Below are 16,600 nucleotides of genomic sequence, written 5' to 3'. Positions count from 1 at the left end.
TGGAGCGATCATGAAACTGTCCATCGTCATGCCGGTTTTCAACGAGCGCGACACCATCGAGGAGATCGTCCGGCTCGTTCTGGCGGTCAACCTGGAAAAAGAGCTGATCATCGTCGACGACGGCTCGACCGACGGCACGCGGGATGTCCTGCGGGAAAAAATCGAGCCCCTGCCAGACGTGCGCGTTTTTTACCACGAGGTCAACCGCGGCAAGGGCGCCGCGATCCGCACCGGCAAGGAAAAGATCACCGGCGAGATCGCCCTGATTCAGGACGCTGATCTGGAATACGATCCGAACGATTACCACACGCTGATCGACCCGATCGTCAACAAGAAAGCCGACGTCGTTTACGGCAGCCGTTTTCTCGGGCCGCGCCGCGCCTTTCTCTATTGGCATTATCTCGGCAATCGTTTCCTGACCTTCGTGACCAACCTGCTGTACAACACGATGCTCACGGACATGGAAACCTGTTACAAGGTTTTTCGCGCGCCGATCCTCAAGGACATGGCCATCCGGTCCGACCGTTTTGAGTTCGAGCCGGAAATCACCGCCAAGGTTTTCAAGCGCGGGTACAAAGTCTTCGAGGTGCCGATCTACTACTCCGGCCGCGATTTCGCCGAAGGCAAAAAGATCACCTGGCGCGACGGCTTCAAAGCGCTGTGGACCATCCTGAAATTCCGCTTCACCGATTAAAAAGGAGTAGGAACCATGCACCGGCGGATTCTCGTTCTCTTCCTGGTGCTGACGAGCTTGGGCGCGGGCGCCGCGTGGGCCGGGGAAAATGAACCGGCTCCCGTCCCCGAATTGACGGCGTTCCATCTGGTCATGGCCAAATGCTGGCATACCGATTATCCGGCCAAGGATTGGGCCGCGATCCGCCAGGCGGCGCCGGAACTGGTTATGCTGGCCGGCGCCCTGCAAAAGGCGACGTTACCGGCGGGTCTGCAAAGCCGGAAGGCGACTTTCGATTCGAAGGCGCTCATTCTGGTTGCGGAGGTCGGCAAATTGGCGCAAACCGCGAAGGGCAAGGATGACGCGGCGCTGAGCAAGGCCTTGATCGACGTTCACGAAGCCTATCACCAATTGGCGACCGCCTTGTATAAAAAAGAGGAGCCCGAACACAACGAATGCACCAAGGAATAGGTAAAACGAAAAGCGCGTGAGCCGAACCGACGCTACGCCTGACCGCTATTTCCCGAACGGCAATGCCGACGGATTGATTCACTCTCGTTTTGGCCGCCTACCCGTTTTTGTCTCCTTGTTGCTGGTCCTGGCCTGTACCCCGTCGTTGCGCGACAGGCAAAACGAAATCCTCTCGGCCTGCCAGATCGAAGTCCGCCTGGGGGGCTCGGTGCGCGCGATTCTGCGGGCTCATCCCAACCACCAGGCGGCCGGCAACGGCATTTATTGGTACACGCAGAGTGGGCCCGAACAAGTCAACCGCCTGGTGAGGCTGCGCGGCGAAAACGACACGATTCTCTGGCTGCAAATTCAGGATGAGCCGGTGGCGGCGAACCTGGAAAGCGAACAGACGCGATTCGAAGCCGAAACCGATCGGTTGGAGGCCATCCTGGGCGCCCCGCGCCGGGAAGGCACGCGCCTGACGCCGGTCCGCCGGGCGTTTTGGACGCTGGCGGACGGCCAACTCGTCGAATGGAAGTTGGAGATCGCGGCGGAACAGCAGGCGGCGCGACGCACCCTGACCTTCGGCCGGCCCCTGGGCGCGCCGCCGCAGTGAAGCGCCGGATCGCGAATCAATAATAGCTGAACTTGCCCGGATACTTCAGGAACAACTGGCCCCATTTGGTCGTGCGCAGCCACCGCCGCACCCGCGGAATGCCTTTGAACGGGTACCAGATGTAATCGTGAAACACGTAGGAGCCCAGCACGAAGAAATAGACCAGGGGCGTATGGAAAAAGAGCTTCTGCAACGGTTTGAGGAAGCCCCACCAGAAGTATTTGACGAAGCCCGTCGCCGCATTGTGCCCGGTCTGGAAATGGAAATTGACGTTGGTGATGTCCTCGCCGGCGATCTCGATTTCGCGCGGGTCGCCGACGCCCAGGCCCTTATCGTGGGCGATGCGGATGCAGGGAATCGACAATGGATCGAAACCCATCAATTTGGCCGCCACCGCGTCGATCGCCACGGGGTCGCCCGAGGCCAGAATGTAATCTTTGACGACCGGCCACATGGTGCGCGGACCCGGGCCGTTGCCGGCGGTAGTGCCGTCCATAATGTTGAAGAGGCCGGTGTGGATCTCCCGCTGGATCATCAGCAGGTCGACGAGGGTTTCGTGAATCCAGGTGTGGGTGTAGTGACGGCGGGTCGTCAGCAGGCCGCCGAAGGCGTTTTTCATCGCGCCGGTGTACGTCGTGTAGACGTGGCATTTGACGGTCGGCAGATGCACGATGTTCTTGCCAAAAAAGTATTCGGGCAGCGTGATGCCTTTGGGATAGATTTTGTGCAGGACCAGGGTCTGGCCTTTCGGCTTGTACTCGACCCATTTGATTTCTTCCGGCCGAAAATTGTACTTCACCGGTAGGTTGTACTTTTCGAAGATGGGCACGAATTTATTGAGTCGCTCGCCCTTGAAGGCGTTGATCACCACGGTTTCGTTCTGCACGCAAACCTGATCCTGGTAGCCCAGTTTCTGCAGGCCGAGAATCGTCCCTTCCAGTTGCCATGGTGTGGTGTTGGCCCCCGGGTACATGAAGTGCCAGGAGATGTTGTCCTTCAGAATCGTCGTCGCGTTCCGGTCGAGGTGCTTTTGCGCCTCGCCCATTTCGATCAACCGCGCATAATCGTCGAGCACGGTTTCCGGCATGGTTTTTAAAACCGCCACTTTTGCCTTGGTCATCGTTATCCCTCTCGTTAACGCCGATCCGGGCCGGATTCATCCGGCCGTCGCGCCACGTTTATAGCAGGGAATATAAGGATTGAAAAGTTGCCGGGAAACCCAAAAACGAAAAGACGCCCGCGGGGCCGCCTTTCGTTCGCGATTGCGCGGTCTTGACGCGACTACAAGTCAAAACCCGAGCCGTCGCCGACCACTTCGATCGTCTGATCGGCCATCCGCAGGCGGATCGTTTCCACCCGGTCTTCGAACTCGTTGACGCCCTTGATGAGATACGAGCGGATGCGGTCGCCGACCACCCGCACCACGCCGCAGGTCTTGGCGCCGACGGTAAGCAGCAGGCGGCGGCCGTAAAACTCGATCGCTTTTTCATGCGGGCCGCTGCGGTCGAAGTTGAAGAACAACACGAAATAGTCGTCTTCCTGCCGGTAAACGAACGCCCGCAGCAGATCCGAATAGGACACGCGGCGTTCCCAACCCGCGCGCCGCAGATTGGCCAGCAGGGCGTTTTCGTCGTTGAAGATGTTGCCCGTGTTGTAAATTAGGCCCGCGGGATCGGTGCGGACGAAATCGGCGAACAGCTCGCACGGGCGCATGAACTCGTCGTAACGCGGCAGTTCGCCGGAAGCGATGAGCACGCCGCCCCGTTTGACGAACTCGATCAGCTTTTCCTGCGCCGACCGCGACAGGAAGAACGCCAGTTGCATGGCGACCCGCTTCTTGGCCAGCAGGTCGTCGACCGACAAGGCGGGCAGTTCCGCCAGTTCGTAATTCACGCCCAGGCGGTTGCAGGTCATGGTCGCCGGTTCCAGCACGCCCGTGCCGACGCGCGGAATCGCGTGCGGCAATGTCCATTCGGTCGCCGACGGCGTCCAGGATGATACCGCGGCGTACTCCGGCTCGATCAAGAAGCAAAGGTCCATGTCCATCGCGGCGCGCAGGAACGCCGCGCCCTCGCGCGCGAAATAATCGTCGAGCAGCTTCATCGCGTCATACATCGGCCCGATCTCGCCGTTTTCGCCGACCGGCGCCGCGTCCGGGAAGGTGCGGTACTGCTTTTGCGTCGTGCGATCCAGGTCGTCGATCCAGTAACCGTGGCAGACGCCGGTGAACACCACGTAGCCTGTCGCGCCGCCGGCGATGGAAGCCAGCGTTTGGAAGAACGGGATCATTGGGTACTTGCTGAGCGGATGATAGAGCTTCGAGAAGCCCCAGTTCTCTTCCAGGTTGAGGCCGCGGCGCCGGCGCGCCGTGTTGATGTACCGGTTGAAGACCTCGTTGTCGCCCAGTTCGCCCGGCTCGCTGCCGGCGTCGCCGATGTTGTAGGCCGCAACGCCGAGCCAGGAGATCATGCCGTAGTGATAGACGTCGGCGTCGAGATCGACGCGGTTTTGCGCGAACCACCATTCGGGGTAAAGCGGCAGATAGTTCAGCGGCGAATCCTTGGTCGAGGCTTCCTTAGCGTCGGGCACGTTTTCCGAAATGGGCGGCGTGATGCCGGCAAAGTTGGTCAGGTAGGGCAAGTCAATGCCCAGTTGCTGCCGGTAAACCTCGTAGGCGACGCGCCGGACGCGCCACTGGAACTCGGCCCAGTCGACGTACCGCAACAGTTCCCGGCGCTCGTGCGCGACCGGCTTTCCCGGCTCCAGCCGCGGCGCGGGAACGAAATCGAACGCCCGGTATTCCGTGCCGTGAACCTTGTTGTAATTGGCGATCGTTTTGTACTTCCGGCGCAGCAACTGGTGGAAGAAGCGCATGTTCGGCGCGTCGTAGCCGAAATGCCACGGCGCATCGTTGCTGGTGCAGTAAATCGTTTCGTCGAGCAACTGAATACCGATCAGCGGTTCGCCGACATAGGGTTGCAACAGCTTACCGACCTCGCCCAGCCAGCGCTCGGCCAGCGCGGCGAAGAGCGGATCCCACGGCGACGGCAACTGCGTGTAGTCGTACTCCCAATAGAGCGGCCCGCCGTGATAGAGGCGCACCGGCTCGATTTCCGGGTTGAACGAGGGCGAAGCGATGTCCGGCAGGCCGCCGATGTTCAGCTCGGAGTGGACGAACGGCCCGGGCTTGGCGACGGCGTGCAGCCCTTTTGCGCGGATCAAGTTGAGGAAGGTCACCAGGTCGCGCGAATCGAGCGTTTCGCCGGTGAAGTCGTAGCGCACCGCGCCGGTCCGTTCGTCGTGCACGATGTGGTGCCGCCAGGGGATGTAAAACGTGATGACGTTGCCCCCGCCGGCCTTGAGCTGATCCAGCCGCGCGCCCCAGTTCGAGCGCTTGTCGCGGTAATACTGATAGTCGATACCGATAAAGAAGAACGGTTCACCGTCTTTGAAATAATGCCCGTCGCGATAGGTGAAGTTCGCCATGACAACCTCGTCGATCGGAGTGAAAAACGCCGTAATTTCCCGTGCCGTTATTTCCGGGGGACCGCCTTGTACGCCAGCCGCCCCATTTCCGGCAGTTCGCCGACCAGCGGCCGGAGATAATCGATGAACGCCGGGGTGACGAAGCTGTTCGCGTCGTCGATGAACCGGTCGGGCATCCTGTTCTTGCCCTCGTTGACGCGGGTCAGCGGCACCGGCGTGTAAGCGATCTTGTATTCCTTGCCCGGCCGGCGTTCAAAGGCGACCATCAGCCCGGTGCGGCCCTTCGCCGCCAGTTTGACCGCCTCGACGCCCGCCCGATAAGCCTCGCGGCGATCCACGACCGAGACCCGGTCGGCGCCGGCCATCTGCAGCGATTCGACGATCTGGAATTCGCCACGCACGTTCAGGTGATCGCAGGCCAGGTTCTTCACCACCATCGCCGCCGAAACGCCACCCATCGCGCCGAATTCGGGGTTGCCGAATTTGTCGAAGGTCTGCGTGCCCGAAACCGGCGAACCGTCCGGATAAGTGATCCCCTCGCCGACCACGATGGAAACGAAACCGTATTTCGCGTAGCACCGCTCGACGTCGGCCAGCAGCTTTTCGCGGGTGAACGGCCGCTCGGGAATGTAGATCAGGTGCGGCGGATCGGCCTCGTATTTTTTCGCCAGGGCGCCCGCCGCCGCCAGCCAGCCGGCGTCGCGGCCGACGGCCTGATACACCAGCACCGGATCCACCTTTTGCATGTCGCGGGCCAGGATGCCGCCCTGCTGTACCGACAGCGCCACGTAACGGCCCGCCGAGCCGTAGCCGGGCGTGTGGTCGGTGCCGTACAGGTCGTTATCGACCGTCTTGGGGATGCCGATGCCGAACAGCTCGTAGCCTTGCGACCTGGCGTACTCGACCACGCGATGCGTCGTGTTCTGCGAATCGTCGCCGCCAATGTAGAAGAAATACCGGATGTCGTACTTGCGCAGCACGGCGAGAATCGCCGGCAGATGCTCGTCCTTGATCTTGAGCCGGCAGGAGCCGAGCGCGGAGGACGGCGTCACCTTGAGCCGCTCCAACGTGGCCTCTTTTTCCTTGCCCAGGTCGACCAGATCCTCGTTTAAAAATCCCTGGATGCCCCAGCGCATGCCGAATATTTTCTTGATGTTCGCCTGCTTTTTCGCTTCCTGAACCACCCCGACCAGCGACGCGTTGATGACCGCCGTCGGGCCGCCGGATTGGCCGATGACCAGATTGCCGCGCATGAAACCGCCTCCGTGGATGAACCTCGTTTTTCTCGAAACGAAAGGGAATTATGGCGGCATCGCCGGCCGCTTTCAACCGTGAAAGAGGCGGCGGATGGCCGTCAGCCGCAGTCATTTTTCCGAGTGAATTTTTTTACCGGTTGTGATTAAATCAGCGGGCATTCAATCAAGGGAACGGAGGCCCGGGTGGATTCATCTTTCGCCCCCAGTCAGGCACTGCGCGCGCTGATCGCCAAAGGCGTCCATTTCGTCAATCCGCTGACCGTCACCGTGGCCGAAGACGTGGACCCGGATCGCATTTCCGGTGAAGATACCGTGATTTATCCCGGCTGCCGCATTCACGGCGCGAAAACCGTCATCTGCCACGGCGCCCGCCTCGGCCACGAGGCGCCGGTGGTCGTCGAGGATTGTCAGATCGGTCCTAAGGTGCAACTGAAAGGCGGCTATTTCCGCCAATCGGTTTTTCTGGAAGGCGCCAACCTGGGCCTGGGCGCGCAAGTACGCGAAGCCTGCATTCTCGAGGAAGAAGCCAACGGCGCCCATTGCGTCGGCTTGAAACAAACGATCCTGTTCCCGTTCGTCACCCTCGGCAGCCTGATCAACTTCTGCGACGTGCTGATGTCCGGCGGTCGAAGCCGGAAGGACCACAGCGAGGTGGGCTCGGGCTACATCCACTTCAATTACACGCCGGAGGGCGACAAAAGCACGGCCAGTCTGCTGGGCGACGTGCCGCGCGGAGTCATGTTGGACCGCCCGCCGATTTTCCTCGGCGGCCAGGGCGGCATCGTCGGCCCGGTGCAATTGGGTTTCGGCAACGTGGTCGCGGCGGGATCGGTGCTCCGGCATGACGTGCCGGGCGACAACCAACTGGTGCTGGACGCGCCCAACCGTTCGCTCGTCAAACCTTACGTGGCGCGGCAGTATCCCGCGCTGGTCCGGATCGTCAACAACAACGTGCTCTACCTCGCCAACCTGCTGGCGCTGGAAGAATGGTACCGGCACGTGCGGCGGCGGTTTTTCGAGTCGGACGAGCAACTCTTCGGCCTGTGGCTTTACGAAGGCGTGCTCGAAAAGCTGGCGCAGGCGAAAAAAGAGCGGCTCGGCCGGCTCAAGACCCTGGCGTTGAAAATGCCGGAGTCGATCGTCGCCTCGCATCACGCCTCGCAGGAACCGGAGGCGATCCGCAAGAAGGATCTATATCAAAACATCGAACCATTGCTGGAGATATTCAATCCGAGCCGGTCCGAGCAGACGGGCGCCGCCGCGCGGGATCGTTTCGTGCGCGGCCTGATCGACTGGCGCAACGACCGGGGCGGCAATTATCTGGAAGTGATGAAAAACCTGCCGGATGATTTGAAACAACAGGGCACGGCCTGGTTGCAGGCGATCGTCGATCAGGTGCGCGCGGATGCGTGGCGCATCCTGCCCGCGTATCGGCCGGCGGCTTGAAAAAACGAGAAAGGGAAATCCCATGGGCATACTGTTCGGCACGGACGGAATCCGCGGCGAGGCCAATCGATACCCGATCGACGCCCACATCGCCTTCGCGGTCGGCCAGGCGGTGACCTACGTCCTGAAAAAGCAAAAAGGCAACGGCCACAAGATTCGCATCGTCATCGGCAAGGACACCCGGATTTCGGGCTACATGCTGGAAAGCTCCCTCGAGGCGGGCATCACCTCCATGGGCGGCAACCCCTATCTGGTGGGTGTGCTGCCGACGCCGGGCATCGCCTTCATCACCGAAAGCATGCGCGCCGACGCCGGCATTGTCATTTCGGCCTCGCACAACCCCTACGAAGACAACGGCATCAAACTATTCGCCGGCAACGGCCACAAACTGTCCGACGAGCAGGAAGCGGAAATCGAACGCCTCATCCTGGCGGGCGAGCTGGACAAAATGACCCCGCCCGCTCACGAAATGGGCCGCGCCTACCGGATCGAGGACGCCAAGGGCCGCTACATCCAGTTTCTGAAAAACAGCTTTCCGCGCGACCTGACGATGGAAGGCATGAAAATCGCCCTCGACGTGGCTAACGGCGCCACCTACAAGACCGCCGTGGAAACCCTGATCGAATTGGGCGCCGACGTGACGGTCATTCACAACGCGCCCAACGGCATCAACATCAACGACCATTGCGGCAGCCAGCACACGCAAGACCTGGAAAAACTGGTGCTCGAGACCAAGGCCGACCTGGGGCTGGCGTTCGACGGCGACGGCGACCGGCTCATCGCGGTGGACGAGCGCGGCCGGCGCATCACCGGCGATCAGATCTTGATGATCTGCGCCACCCACCTGAAGGATCGTGGCCGGTTGAAGAACGATCTGCTGGTTACCACGGTGATGAGTAATTTCGGCCTGAAAGTGGCCTGCGAAAAATTCGGCATCGCCAATCACCGCTCGAAGGTCGGCGATCGCTACGTGCTGGAAGACATGGAACGGCTCGGCGCCAACATCGGCGGCGAGGAATCCGGCCACATGATCTTCCTCGATTTTCTGAGCACCGGCGACGGCACCCTTTCGGCGCTGCAATTGCTCGCCGTGATGCGGCGCACCGGCAAGCCCCTTTCCGAACTGGCCCGGGTCATGGAGGTGTTCCCGCAGGTGTTGATCAACATCGACGTCGCCCGCAAACGGCCGCTCGAGGAACTGCCCGCGGTGCAAAAACTGATCGACGAGGTCGAGGCCGAGTTGCACGAGCAGGGCCGCGTACTGGTCCGGTATTCCGGCACCCAGAACATGTGCCGCGTCATGGTGGAAGGCCCCACCCCCGAGAAGACCCGGACATATTGCCAACAGATCGCCGATGCATTAAAACAGGCGCTCGTTTGAACGATCGTTCAGCACCGATCGGCCGATTCGACAACGTTTGACGAGGTAGCGGAAGATGCCGATTCAAGTTGTGGTGGCACGCGATTACGAACAAATGAGCGAACTGGGCGCCAAGTTCGTGCGCGCCGACATCCGCAAACGGCTGCATGAAAAGCCCGAATATCTGCTCGGCCTGGCGACCGGCAACAGCCCGGTCGGCCTGTACAAAAACCTGGCCGCCTCGGCCAATCGCGGCGACTTCGATCCGCACCGCATCCGCTCGTTCAACCTCGATGAATACGTCGGGCTGCCCGGTGAAAACGCCCAGCTCCGCACCGTTCATCCGGCCAGTTACTGCTACTTCATGGTCACCGAATTTTTCGCTCTTTTGCAGCACAAATTCGTCGAAACCAACGTCCCCTTCGCCAATCTGATCGATCAGGCGGAATTGATCGCCAACCTGAACAAGTATCCGCGCGATTGGCGGGAAACGGGCGGCGATTCGGGACGGGCCATCACCATCAAAGCCAAGGCCGAATCGCCGTATCTGGCCTGGGTCAAAAACGAAATCCTCGACGCCTACGCGAAGAAAATCGCCCGTTACGGCGGCATCGATCTGCAAATCATCGGCGTCGGCGGGCGCGGCCACGTCGCCTTCCACGAAGCCGGCATCCCCTTCCGGTCGGGCGCGGTACTGCTGGTCAAGCTCGACGAAAACACCGTGATCAACGCGGTCGCCGACGGCCATTTCGACTCCATCGACAGCGTGCCGCGCTTCGCGGTGACGATGGGCGCCGAGCTCGTTTACCGGGCGCGCACCGTGCTGCTGCTGGCCAGCGGCGAGCGGAAACAAGAACCGGTCGCGCGCTCGCTGATCGAGGATCCCTCGACGGCGATCCCCATTTCCTACGGGCAAAAATACGCCCAGGACGGCGGCGAGTTGATTTATATCATCGACGAAGTGGCCGGGAAACTGCTGCTGAAAAGCCGCGCCAAACTGAAAGCCAAGGGCGTGAAAATCGTCGATCGCCGCCGCGCCTGATCCGCCCGTTACAACTCGCGGATGCCGCCGCTGAGAAAATCGGTCAATTTTCGCAGGGAATCCTTCTCGCCGATACTGATCAGGGTGTCTCCCGGTTCGATCACTTCGTCCGCGGTCGGATTGAAGTGAATATTGCCGTGAGCCTTGCGGATGCCGATGATCATCAATCCCAGCTTTTCGCGGATGCCGCTGTCGCGCAGCGATTTGCCGGCCACCGGGCTGCTTGAATAGACCAACAGCCCCTCCATGGCCAAATCCAGTTCGCCGGAATACATGATCGAATCGAGCATGTCGATGATCGCCGGGCTCAGAATGCTGCTCGCCATCCGCTTCCCGATGAACCGGTACGGCGAAAGGACGCGGTTGGCGCCGGCGCGGCGGAGCTTGAGTTCGTTCTTTTCCTCGAGCGCGCGCGCCACGATAAATAAATCCGGGTTGTGATCGCGGGCGGTCAAAATGATGAATACCGCCTCGGCGTCCGAACCGATCGCCACGACCAACCCGCGGGCCTGCTCCAGATTGGTTTTTTCGAGCGTTTCCTCCTCGGTGGCGTTGCCGTGAATGCACAACACGCCGTCCCGATTCAACTGGTCGGCGACTTCCAGGTTTTGCTCGATGACGACGACCGGCGCCTCGACCTTGCGCAATTCTTCCAGTATGTACTTGCCGATGCGGCCGCAACCGCACAACACGTAATGATTCTGCATCCGGTGGATCTGTTTGGTCATGCGTCGCTTCTCCAGCACGCGGCGTAGCGTTCCTTCGACGGCGATCTGCGTCAGCACGCCGATCGCCATCATGATCAGAACGACGCCGAAAAAGATCACGCTCATGGTAAAAATGCGGCCGGTGCGGTCCAGCGGAATGATTTCCCCGAAACCGACGGTGGTGATGCTGGTGACGGTCATGTATAGCGCGTTGACGAAATCGGCCCCGGCCAGGGACATGTAACCCGCCGTGCCGTAGGTCAGCACGAGAAGCAGGCCGAAGGCGACCCAGCGCAATAAGCGGACGGAATGCAAACACCGGCCCCCGGTAGTTGGGGGAGATCATATCGACGCTGCTTTTTCCTGACAAGTTAATTTCATCACTCCGACCGGCTTGACCCACGGCGGCGGATTTTCTATACCCAGTCATCCGAAAGGCGGGCGGTCATGGCCAAAATCGAGCCCTATTACGAAAAATGCCATCCGGCAGAGCCGGCGGCCGGCCCGCGGCAACCGTTTCACGCGGTGCTCGACAATCTGCGCAGCGCCTATAACGTCGGCTCGATTTTCCGTACCGCCGACGCCGCGGCCGTCGAGCGTCTGCACCTGTGCGGGCTAACCACCTATCCGCCGAACGTCAAACTGGCCAAGACCGCCTTGGGCGCCATGGAATACGTGCCCTGGACCCACTACCGCGACACCCGGGAGGCCTTGGCCGGCTTGCACCGGCTGGGAATTCCGCTGGTGGCCGTCGAGGTGGTCGAAAACGCCGTGCCGCACGCGGAATTCCGTTGGCCGAAACCGGTGGCGGCGGTTTTCGGCCACGAGGTCACGGGCATCGCACCGGACATCCTTGCCCTTTGCGACCACCGCGTTTGCATACCGATGCTGGGTTACAAAAACAGCATCAACGTCGCCACCGCTTTCGGGATCATCGTTTACGAGGTTTTACGCCAATGGCGCGCGACGGCGCCGGAGCGATGACCGCTCTCTTGCTTCCGAAAAAGCGGGATTTATTATTGAACGCAAAGCAGCTAAGTTGATTCGAACGTTCTCTTATTCATTACTGGATTTTCGCGAACCATGGGAAAGCAAAACATCGTCCTCGATTTTCTTCGGCAATCGCGCGTCCTGTTTTTGACTTGCACCCTGGTGCCCGTCTCCTTCGGCGGCGCCTTGGCCTATTACGAAACCGGGCGTTTCGATTGGCTGTCGTTCGCGTTGTGCCTGCTCGGGGTTTCCGCCGCGCATCTGGGGGTCAACCTTTCGAACGACTACTTCGATTTTCGCTCGGGCGCGGACCGTCCGGAAACCGGCGATCGGCCCTACTCCGGAGGCGGTGACGCCCTGACCCGCGACCGCGTCGATCCACATCAAGTCCGCCGGTGGTTCTGGTCCTGCTTCCTCGTCGCGGCGGCGATCGGCCTGGTCCTTTTTCTGCGGATGGATCGCGGCCGTCCGCTCATGCTGGCCATCGCGGTGCTCGGCTTCATCGGTGGTTATTTCTACACCGCGCCACCCCTGCGCCTAGCGTATCGCGGCCTGGGCGAACTGGATATTTTCCTCTTTCTGGGCCCTGCCCCGGCGTTGGGCACGTTCGTGGTGCTGACGGGAGAAATCACCTGGCGCGCTTTCTGGCTGAGCCTGCCGATCGCCGGCTTGATCACGCTGCTGTTGTGGATCAACCAATACACTGACTTTGAGACTGACCGGGCGGCCGGCAAGAAAAATCTGGTGGTGCGGCTCGGCAAACGCCGGGCGCGCTGGGGCTATGCCATGCTCAATCTGTTCGTCTTCGGGTGGTCGCTCTGGATGATTCAACGCGGCTGGGCGCCACTTTCCTTCGTCGTCGTCCTGCTGGCCCTGCCGCTCTCCATCGGCAGCGTCGCGCTGGCGATCCGCCACTATGACGACGAGGAAAAGATCCGCGCCGCGCAAGCCGACGCCCTGATGATGCATTTATCCGCCGGGCTGCTATGCAGTCTGGGTCTGCTGATGGGATGTGCCAGATGATGCAATGGGATCAGGAACTGGAACTCTACCTGAAAAAAGTCAACCAGTGGCTGGCGGAAGCCGGCCACATTCAGCACCTCTATCCGCCGGCCGTGCGCGCGCCGCAGTTGCCGCTGGCCGGCAAACAGGTCCGCGCCCGCCTGCTCTATCACGCGGCGACCGCCCTGGGACAACCGCCGGATCGCCTGCCCGTGCTCGGCGCCGCCATCGAGATGATCCATAACGCCTCGCTGTTTCACGACGACGTGATCGACGGCGCGCAAACCCGGCGCGGCGAGGTCTGCCTGCACGTGGAAAACGGCCCCCAGATAGCCATCATGATCGGCGACATCTGCTTCACGCGCGCGATGGACCTCATTTGCCGGCAGGACAATCTCGAGGTGTACCGAGCCGTCAGCCGCGAGGTGGTCAATCTCGCCTCGGGGCAACTGGCCGACTCGGTGCCGCTCGACGGGGAAGACGCCAGCCTGGAGCGCTATTTCTTCGTGGTGGAGCGGAAGACGGGCAGTTTGTTCGCGCTGTGCCTGGAACTGCCGGCGATTCTGGCCGGCCTGGACGCGACGGCACGACAGAATCTGCGCGAGGCCGGTTTGTTGATCGGACGGTTGTTCCAGGTCGCCGACGACATGCTCGACTTCAGCCTGGACCCGGCCGCGACGGGCAAGGACGCTTTCCGCGACCTGCGCGAGGGGAAACACACCTACCCCTATTTACAGCTTCTGCGCCTGGGAACGCCGGAACAAGGCGATTACCTGCGCACCTGCCTGACCACGCGGCAATTCGATTCGTCCCGGCTGCTGACGATCATCCGCGAAACCAACCTGCCGGCGATCGTCGCCGAACATCAACTCGCCTGGATGAACGACATCGAAGCGCGCCTGGCAGCCGTAAAAAACTGGCAGGATGGCGGCGTCCTGCGCTCGCTGTTGGAACAACTGGCCTTTCGCCGGCAATAATGCCGCGCTAGTCGGAGGACCGTCATGTCGATGATTTCCGTTGAAAAGCCCACGCCGGAAACCCTACGCCGCTTGAACGTCGAATCCTGGGGCATCTGGGAATGCGAAATCAGCCGGTTCGATTGGGAATATGACGAAACCGAGACCTGCTACATCCTCGAAGGGCAGGTGCGGGTGACGACGGCGGCAGGCGAAACGGTCGAATTCGGGCCGGGCGATCTGGTCGTTTTTCCCCGGGGTTTGAAATGCACCTGGGACGTCAGCCGTCCGGTGCGCAAGCATTTTCAGTTTTCTTGAGCGGCCGCTCCGGTCGCCGGCGTGTCCGTAAATCGACCGCGCAGCTTTTCGCGAACCCGGGGATATAAAAAGGCGAAGGCCAGACAAGCCGGGAACGAAAACCAGATCGCCAGAGGCGAGAACGTTTGCGCCCGCGGCAACTGCAAAGCGAAATACCCCAATACCGTGCCGAAAAACCAAACCATCAGCGCTTGCGCCGTAAAGAAGCGCCGCCGCCGCCAGCGCTGCCCCAAGCGCACCACGTAAGGAAAAACCAGCATGTTGACCAGAATCGTGCCGATCCAGGTGGCGTGGATGGCCAGGCCGGCGAAGCGGATGCCGCCGACGACCAGCAGATAATAAAATGGGGCGTGCACGAAAATCAGGACGATCCAATGCCAGACGAAGAAGGTCAGCGATTCGCGGCCGCACAGTTCGAGGTAACCGCCCAGCCAACGCAACGGACGTGAGCGCAGCGAGCCGGCCCCGGCGTAGTGGAATTCGGCCGCCAGCATAAACAAACCGATCAATCCCAACCAGACGAGGAAGTGAAACGGGACGTTGCGATACAGCATGTCCGCGACGTTATCCAGCAACAATGGCTGGCGCCACCGCGGCATCCGCAGGGTGACGAACCCGCAGAAGATCGACAACACGGACAGAATGATCCAGAGCGGCCAGCGGTCCGGCCGCTGCTGGCGGCTGCGCATCCAAACCGCGCCCAGGATCACGAAAGTGACCCAGGGAAGAAAAGCAAAGTGCAAATACAAGACGCGAATGGCCGGTGGCAGGGACTTGATCCACGGATCCAGCATGTCGTAGATGATGCTGGGATCCAGACCGCGCATCCGGGCCAGATCGCCGCTCATCATCTGCCAGCGGCTCAGCCAGAAGGCATATAGCGCGATACCGACGACCGCCAGCGCCCACTTCGGGAGTCGTAGGCGTACCAAAACATAGGTGAAGGCCGTGGTCATGGCGACGCCCTGAAAAATCTGCATCAGGTAGAGGTTGTCGCGGTTGATCGAATAGGCAATGCTCAAAACGAACAAGGCCAAAGCCGATAAAAGGTAAAACGGCGTCGCGCGAAAGTTTTTTTGCTGGCCGTGGGCGTCGTAAAAATTGACGACGTTCATGCCGGATGCGAAAAAGAAAAGCCCGGGCGCCAGGTTGATCAGGGTAAAGGCGATTCGCTCCGCCCGATTCGCGTCGCCGAAATGCATGGTGATCGTATGGCCGTAAATCAGCATCTGACAGCTCAATCCCTTGAGCATGTCGATATAGCTCTGGCGGGTGTTGTTTACCGGAGAATGGCTGGTTGTCACGGTCATGAATCCGATCCCGAATTTTTATTCTGCTGTTTTCTCGGCAACGATCAACGCGTTGCGGCCGATTCCCGCCTCGGCCAGCGCTTGACCCCAGCGCCGCCGCAAATCTGTCGGCAGCGCCATTTCCAATTCGATTCGCCGGCGATGACAAGCCGCGCCCCGCGAACGGTCATGGACATAGTCCTCGCCCATCAGTAAAAACATCTCCATAGGAAAATCGCCCTGGCGGTGCCGAACGCGAAAGCCCTCCCCGACCAACAGCGCTTCCAACGAAGAAAAAGAAAAATAGTTGATGTGATCGGGAATTGCCACCCACCAGGGATCGCCGCCGATTTTCCGGCGGGCCGCTTCCTGTAATTCGCTGAAATCGTTGGGCACCCAAACGAGAATCGAGCCTCCCGCGGCCAACAATTCCCGCACGCGTCGAAGGATCATCCGCGGGTCCGGAACGTGCTCCAGCACATTGAGCAGCAAACAAGCGTCGAACCCGGTGGGGACCGGAGATTGCGCCAAAAATTCCTCGAAAGTGCCAAAGAAAACCGAACATCCTTGCTTTATTGCCTCGGCCCGCGCGACCGCCGCCGGTTCGATCCCGACGCATTCAAAACCATTCTCTCGTAAATAGGCCAAGAGATCGCCGAATCCACTTCCGATCTCCAAAACCCTCTTGCCGGCGACCCGGCCGGCGAGAAGATCGCGAATGTCGGCAAACAGTGTGGCTCGATTCCAACGCTTTTCCAATTCCATCGCCTCCCCTCCCGCCTGCCGACGGGCGGCCTCCGGAAAGCGTTCGCCGCCGGCTACCAATTCGTAATAACATTCACGGTAAAATCGGGCAAGTTCTTCGGGGGTCGGCAAGGGGTCCAGATGAATGAATCCATATTCCGGATCGGACGACAAGCGAAAGCGGTCGTTTCTCATCAGCCTTTCTTTCCCGACGGCGTTTTGCAAAATGACGCCGGAATCGGTATACAATCATAAAAACGAGGTC

Annotated in this window: 16 protein-coding genes; 10 read left to right on the top strand and 6 right to left on the bottom strand. The window is 60.6% G+C overall.

Annotated features, from left to right (window positions below; translation table 11 throughout):
• Positions 1-10 precede the first annotated feature (10 nt).
• The 3 genes from GX444_00945 to GX444_00935 are packed head-to-tail and all read left to right on the top strand — an operon-like array spanning position 11 to position 1,739.
• On the top strand, positions 11-694 hold the full coding sequence (locus tag GX444_00945) for a glycosyltransferase family 2 protein (protein ID NLH47148.1): 684 nt from the start codon (positions 11-13) through the stop codon (positions 692-694).
• A 15-nt stretch (positions 695-709) separates the two neighbouring features.
• Positions 710-1,144: a hypothetical protein gene (locus GX444_00940; GenBank protein ID NLH47147.1), complete on the top strand. Its 435-nt coding sequence runs from the start codon at positions 710-712 to the stop codon at positions 1,142-1,144.
• Between the two features lie 16 nt (positions 1,145-1,160).
• Positions 1,161-1,739, top strand: a complete 579-nt coding sequence (locus GX444_00935; protein NLH47146.1) for a hypothetical protein — start codon at positions 1,161-1,163, stop codon at positions 1,737-1,739.
• Positions 1,740-1,755: 16 nt separating this feature from the next.
• On the opposite strand, the gene GX444_00930 is transcribed toward GX444_00935, so the two are convergent.
• The 3 genes from GX444_00930 to GX444_00920 form a co-directional block, all read right to left on the bottom strand.
• Positions 1,756-2,859, bottom strand: coding sequence for a DUF362 domain-containing protein (locus tag GX444_00930; protein NLH47145.1), 1,104 nt, complete (start codon positions 2,857-2,859; stop codon positions 1,756-1,758).
• 161 nt (positions 2,860-3,020) lie between these two features.
• Positions 3,021-5,225: a hypothetical protein gene (locus GX444_00925; GenBank protein ID NLH47144.1), complete on the bottom strand. Its 2,205-nt coding sequence runs from the start codon at positions 5,223-5,225 to the stop codon at positions 3,021-3,023.
• Positions 5,226-5,272: 47 nt separating this feature from the next.
• Entirely contained in the window at positions 5,273-6,478 is a 1,206-nt protein-coding gene (locus GX444_00920) for a diphosphate--fructose-6-phosphate 1-phosphotransferase (protein NLH47143.1), read from the bottom strand.
• A gap of 186 nt (positions 6,479-6,664) precedes the next feature.
• Here GX444_00920 and GX444_00915 point away from each other — a divergent pair, with 186 nt between their 5' ends.
• Genes GX444_00915 through GX444_00905 form a run of 3 tightly spaced genes read left to right on the top strand, consistent with a single transcriptional unit; the run spans position 6,665 to position 10,329 of the window.
• The gene (locus GX444_00915; protein ID NLH47142.1) at positions 6,665-7,927 is read left to right on the top strand and encodes a UDP-N-acetylglucosamine pyrophosphorylase; all 1,263 of its coding nucleotides are present in this window, start codon (positions 6,665-6,667) and stop codon (positions 7,925-7,927) included.
• A 22-nt stretch (positions 7,928-7,949) separates the two neighbouring features.
• Positions 7,950-9,308, top strand: coding sequence for a phosphoglucosamine mutase (locus GX444_00910; GenBank protein NLH47141.1), 1,359 nt, complete (start codon positions 7,950-7,952; stop codon positions 9,306-9,308).
• 55 nt (positions 9,309-9,363) lie between these two features.
• Positions 9,364-10,329, top strand: coding sequence for a 6-phosphogluconolactonase (locus GX444_00905; GenBank protein NLH47140.1), 966 nt, complete (start codon positions 9,364-9,366; stop codon positions 10,327-10,329).
• An 8-nt stretch (positions 10,330-10,337) separates the two neighbouring features.
• On the opposite strand, the gene GX444_00900 is transcribed toward GX444_00905, so the two are convergent.
• Entirely contained in the window at positions 10,338-11,351 is a 1,014-nt protein-coding gene (locus GX444_00900; protein ID NLH47139.1) for a potassium channel protein, read from the bottom strand.
• Between the two features lie 132 nt (positions 11,352-11,483).
• On the opposite strand from GX444_00900, the gene GX444_00895 reads away from it, so the two are divergent.
• The 4 genes from GX444_00895 to GX444_00880 all read left to right on the top strand — a co-directional run bounded on the left by GX444_00895 (position 11,484) and on the right by GX444_00880 (position 14,302).
• A complete protein-coding gene (locus tag GX444_00895) occupies positions 11,484-12,020 on the top strand; it encodes an RNA methyltransferase (protein NLH47138.1) in 537 nt (178 codons plus the stop codon).
• 99 nt (positions 12,021-12,119) lie between these two features.
• On the top strand, positions 12,120-13,049 hold the full coding sequence (locus GX444_00890) for a prenyltransferase (GenBank protein NLH47137.1): 930 nt from the start codon (positions 12,120-12,122) through the stop codon (positions 13,047-13,049).
• Positions 13,046-14,005: a polyprenyl synthetase family protein gene (locus GX444_00885; protein NLH47136.1), complete on the top strand. Its 960-nt coding sequence runs from the start codon at positions 13,046-13,048 to the stop codon at positions 14,003-14,005. The genes GX444_00890 and GX444_00885 overlap by 4 nt, the downstream gene beginning before the upstream one ends.
• Positions 14,006-14,029: 24 nt before the next feature.
• Positions 14,030-14,302: a cupin domain-containing protein gene (locus GX444_00880; protein NLH47135.1), complete on the top strand. Its 273-nt coding sequence runs from the start codon at positions 14,030-14,032 to the stop codon at positions 14,300-14,302.
• Here the strand turns inward: GX444_00880 and GX444_00875 are convergent.
• A complete protein-coding gene (locus GX444_00875; GenBank protein NLH47134.1) occupies positions 14,290-15,612 on the bottom strand; it encodes a hypothetical protein in 1,323 nt (440 codons plus the stop codon). The two genes, GX444_00880 and GX444_00875, sit on opposite strands and share 13 nt — an antisense overlap.
• 18 nt (positions 15,613-15,630) lie before the next feature.
• Positions 15,631-16,560, bottom strand: a complete 930-nt coding sequence (locus GX444_00870) for a class I SAM-dependent methyltransferase (protein ID NLH47133.1) — start codon at positions 16,558-16,560, stop codon at positions 15,631-15,633.
• Positions 16,561-16,600 lie beyond the last annotated feature (40 nt).

This window comes from Myxococcales bacterium (assembly GCA_012517325.1).
Lineage (GTDB): Bacteria > Lernaellota > Lernaellaia > Lernaellales > Lernaellaceae > JAAYVF01.
Note: the sequence above shows the minus strand (reverse complement) of the source record. Positions and strands in the feature narration are given on the sequence as shown.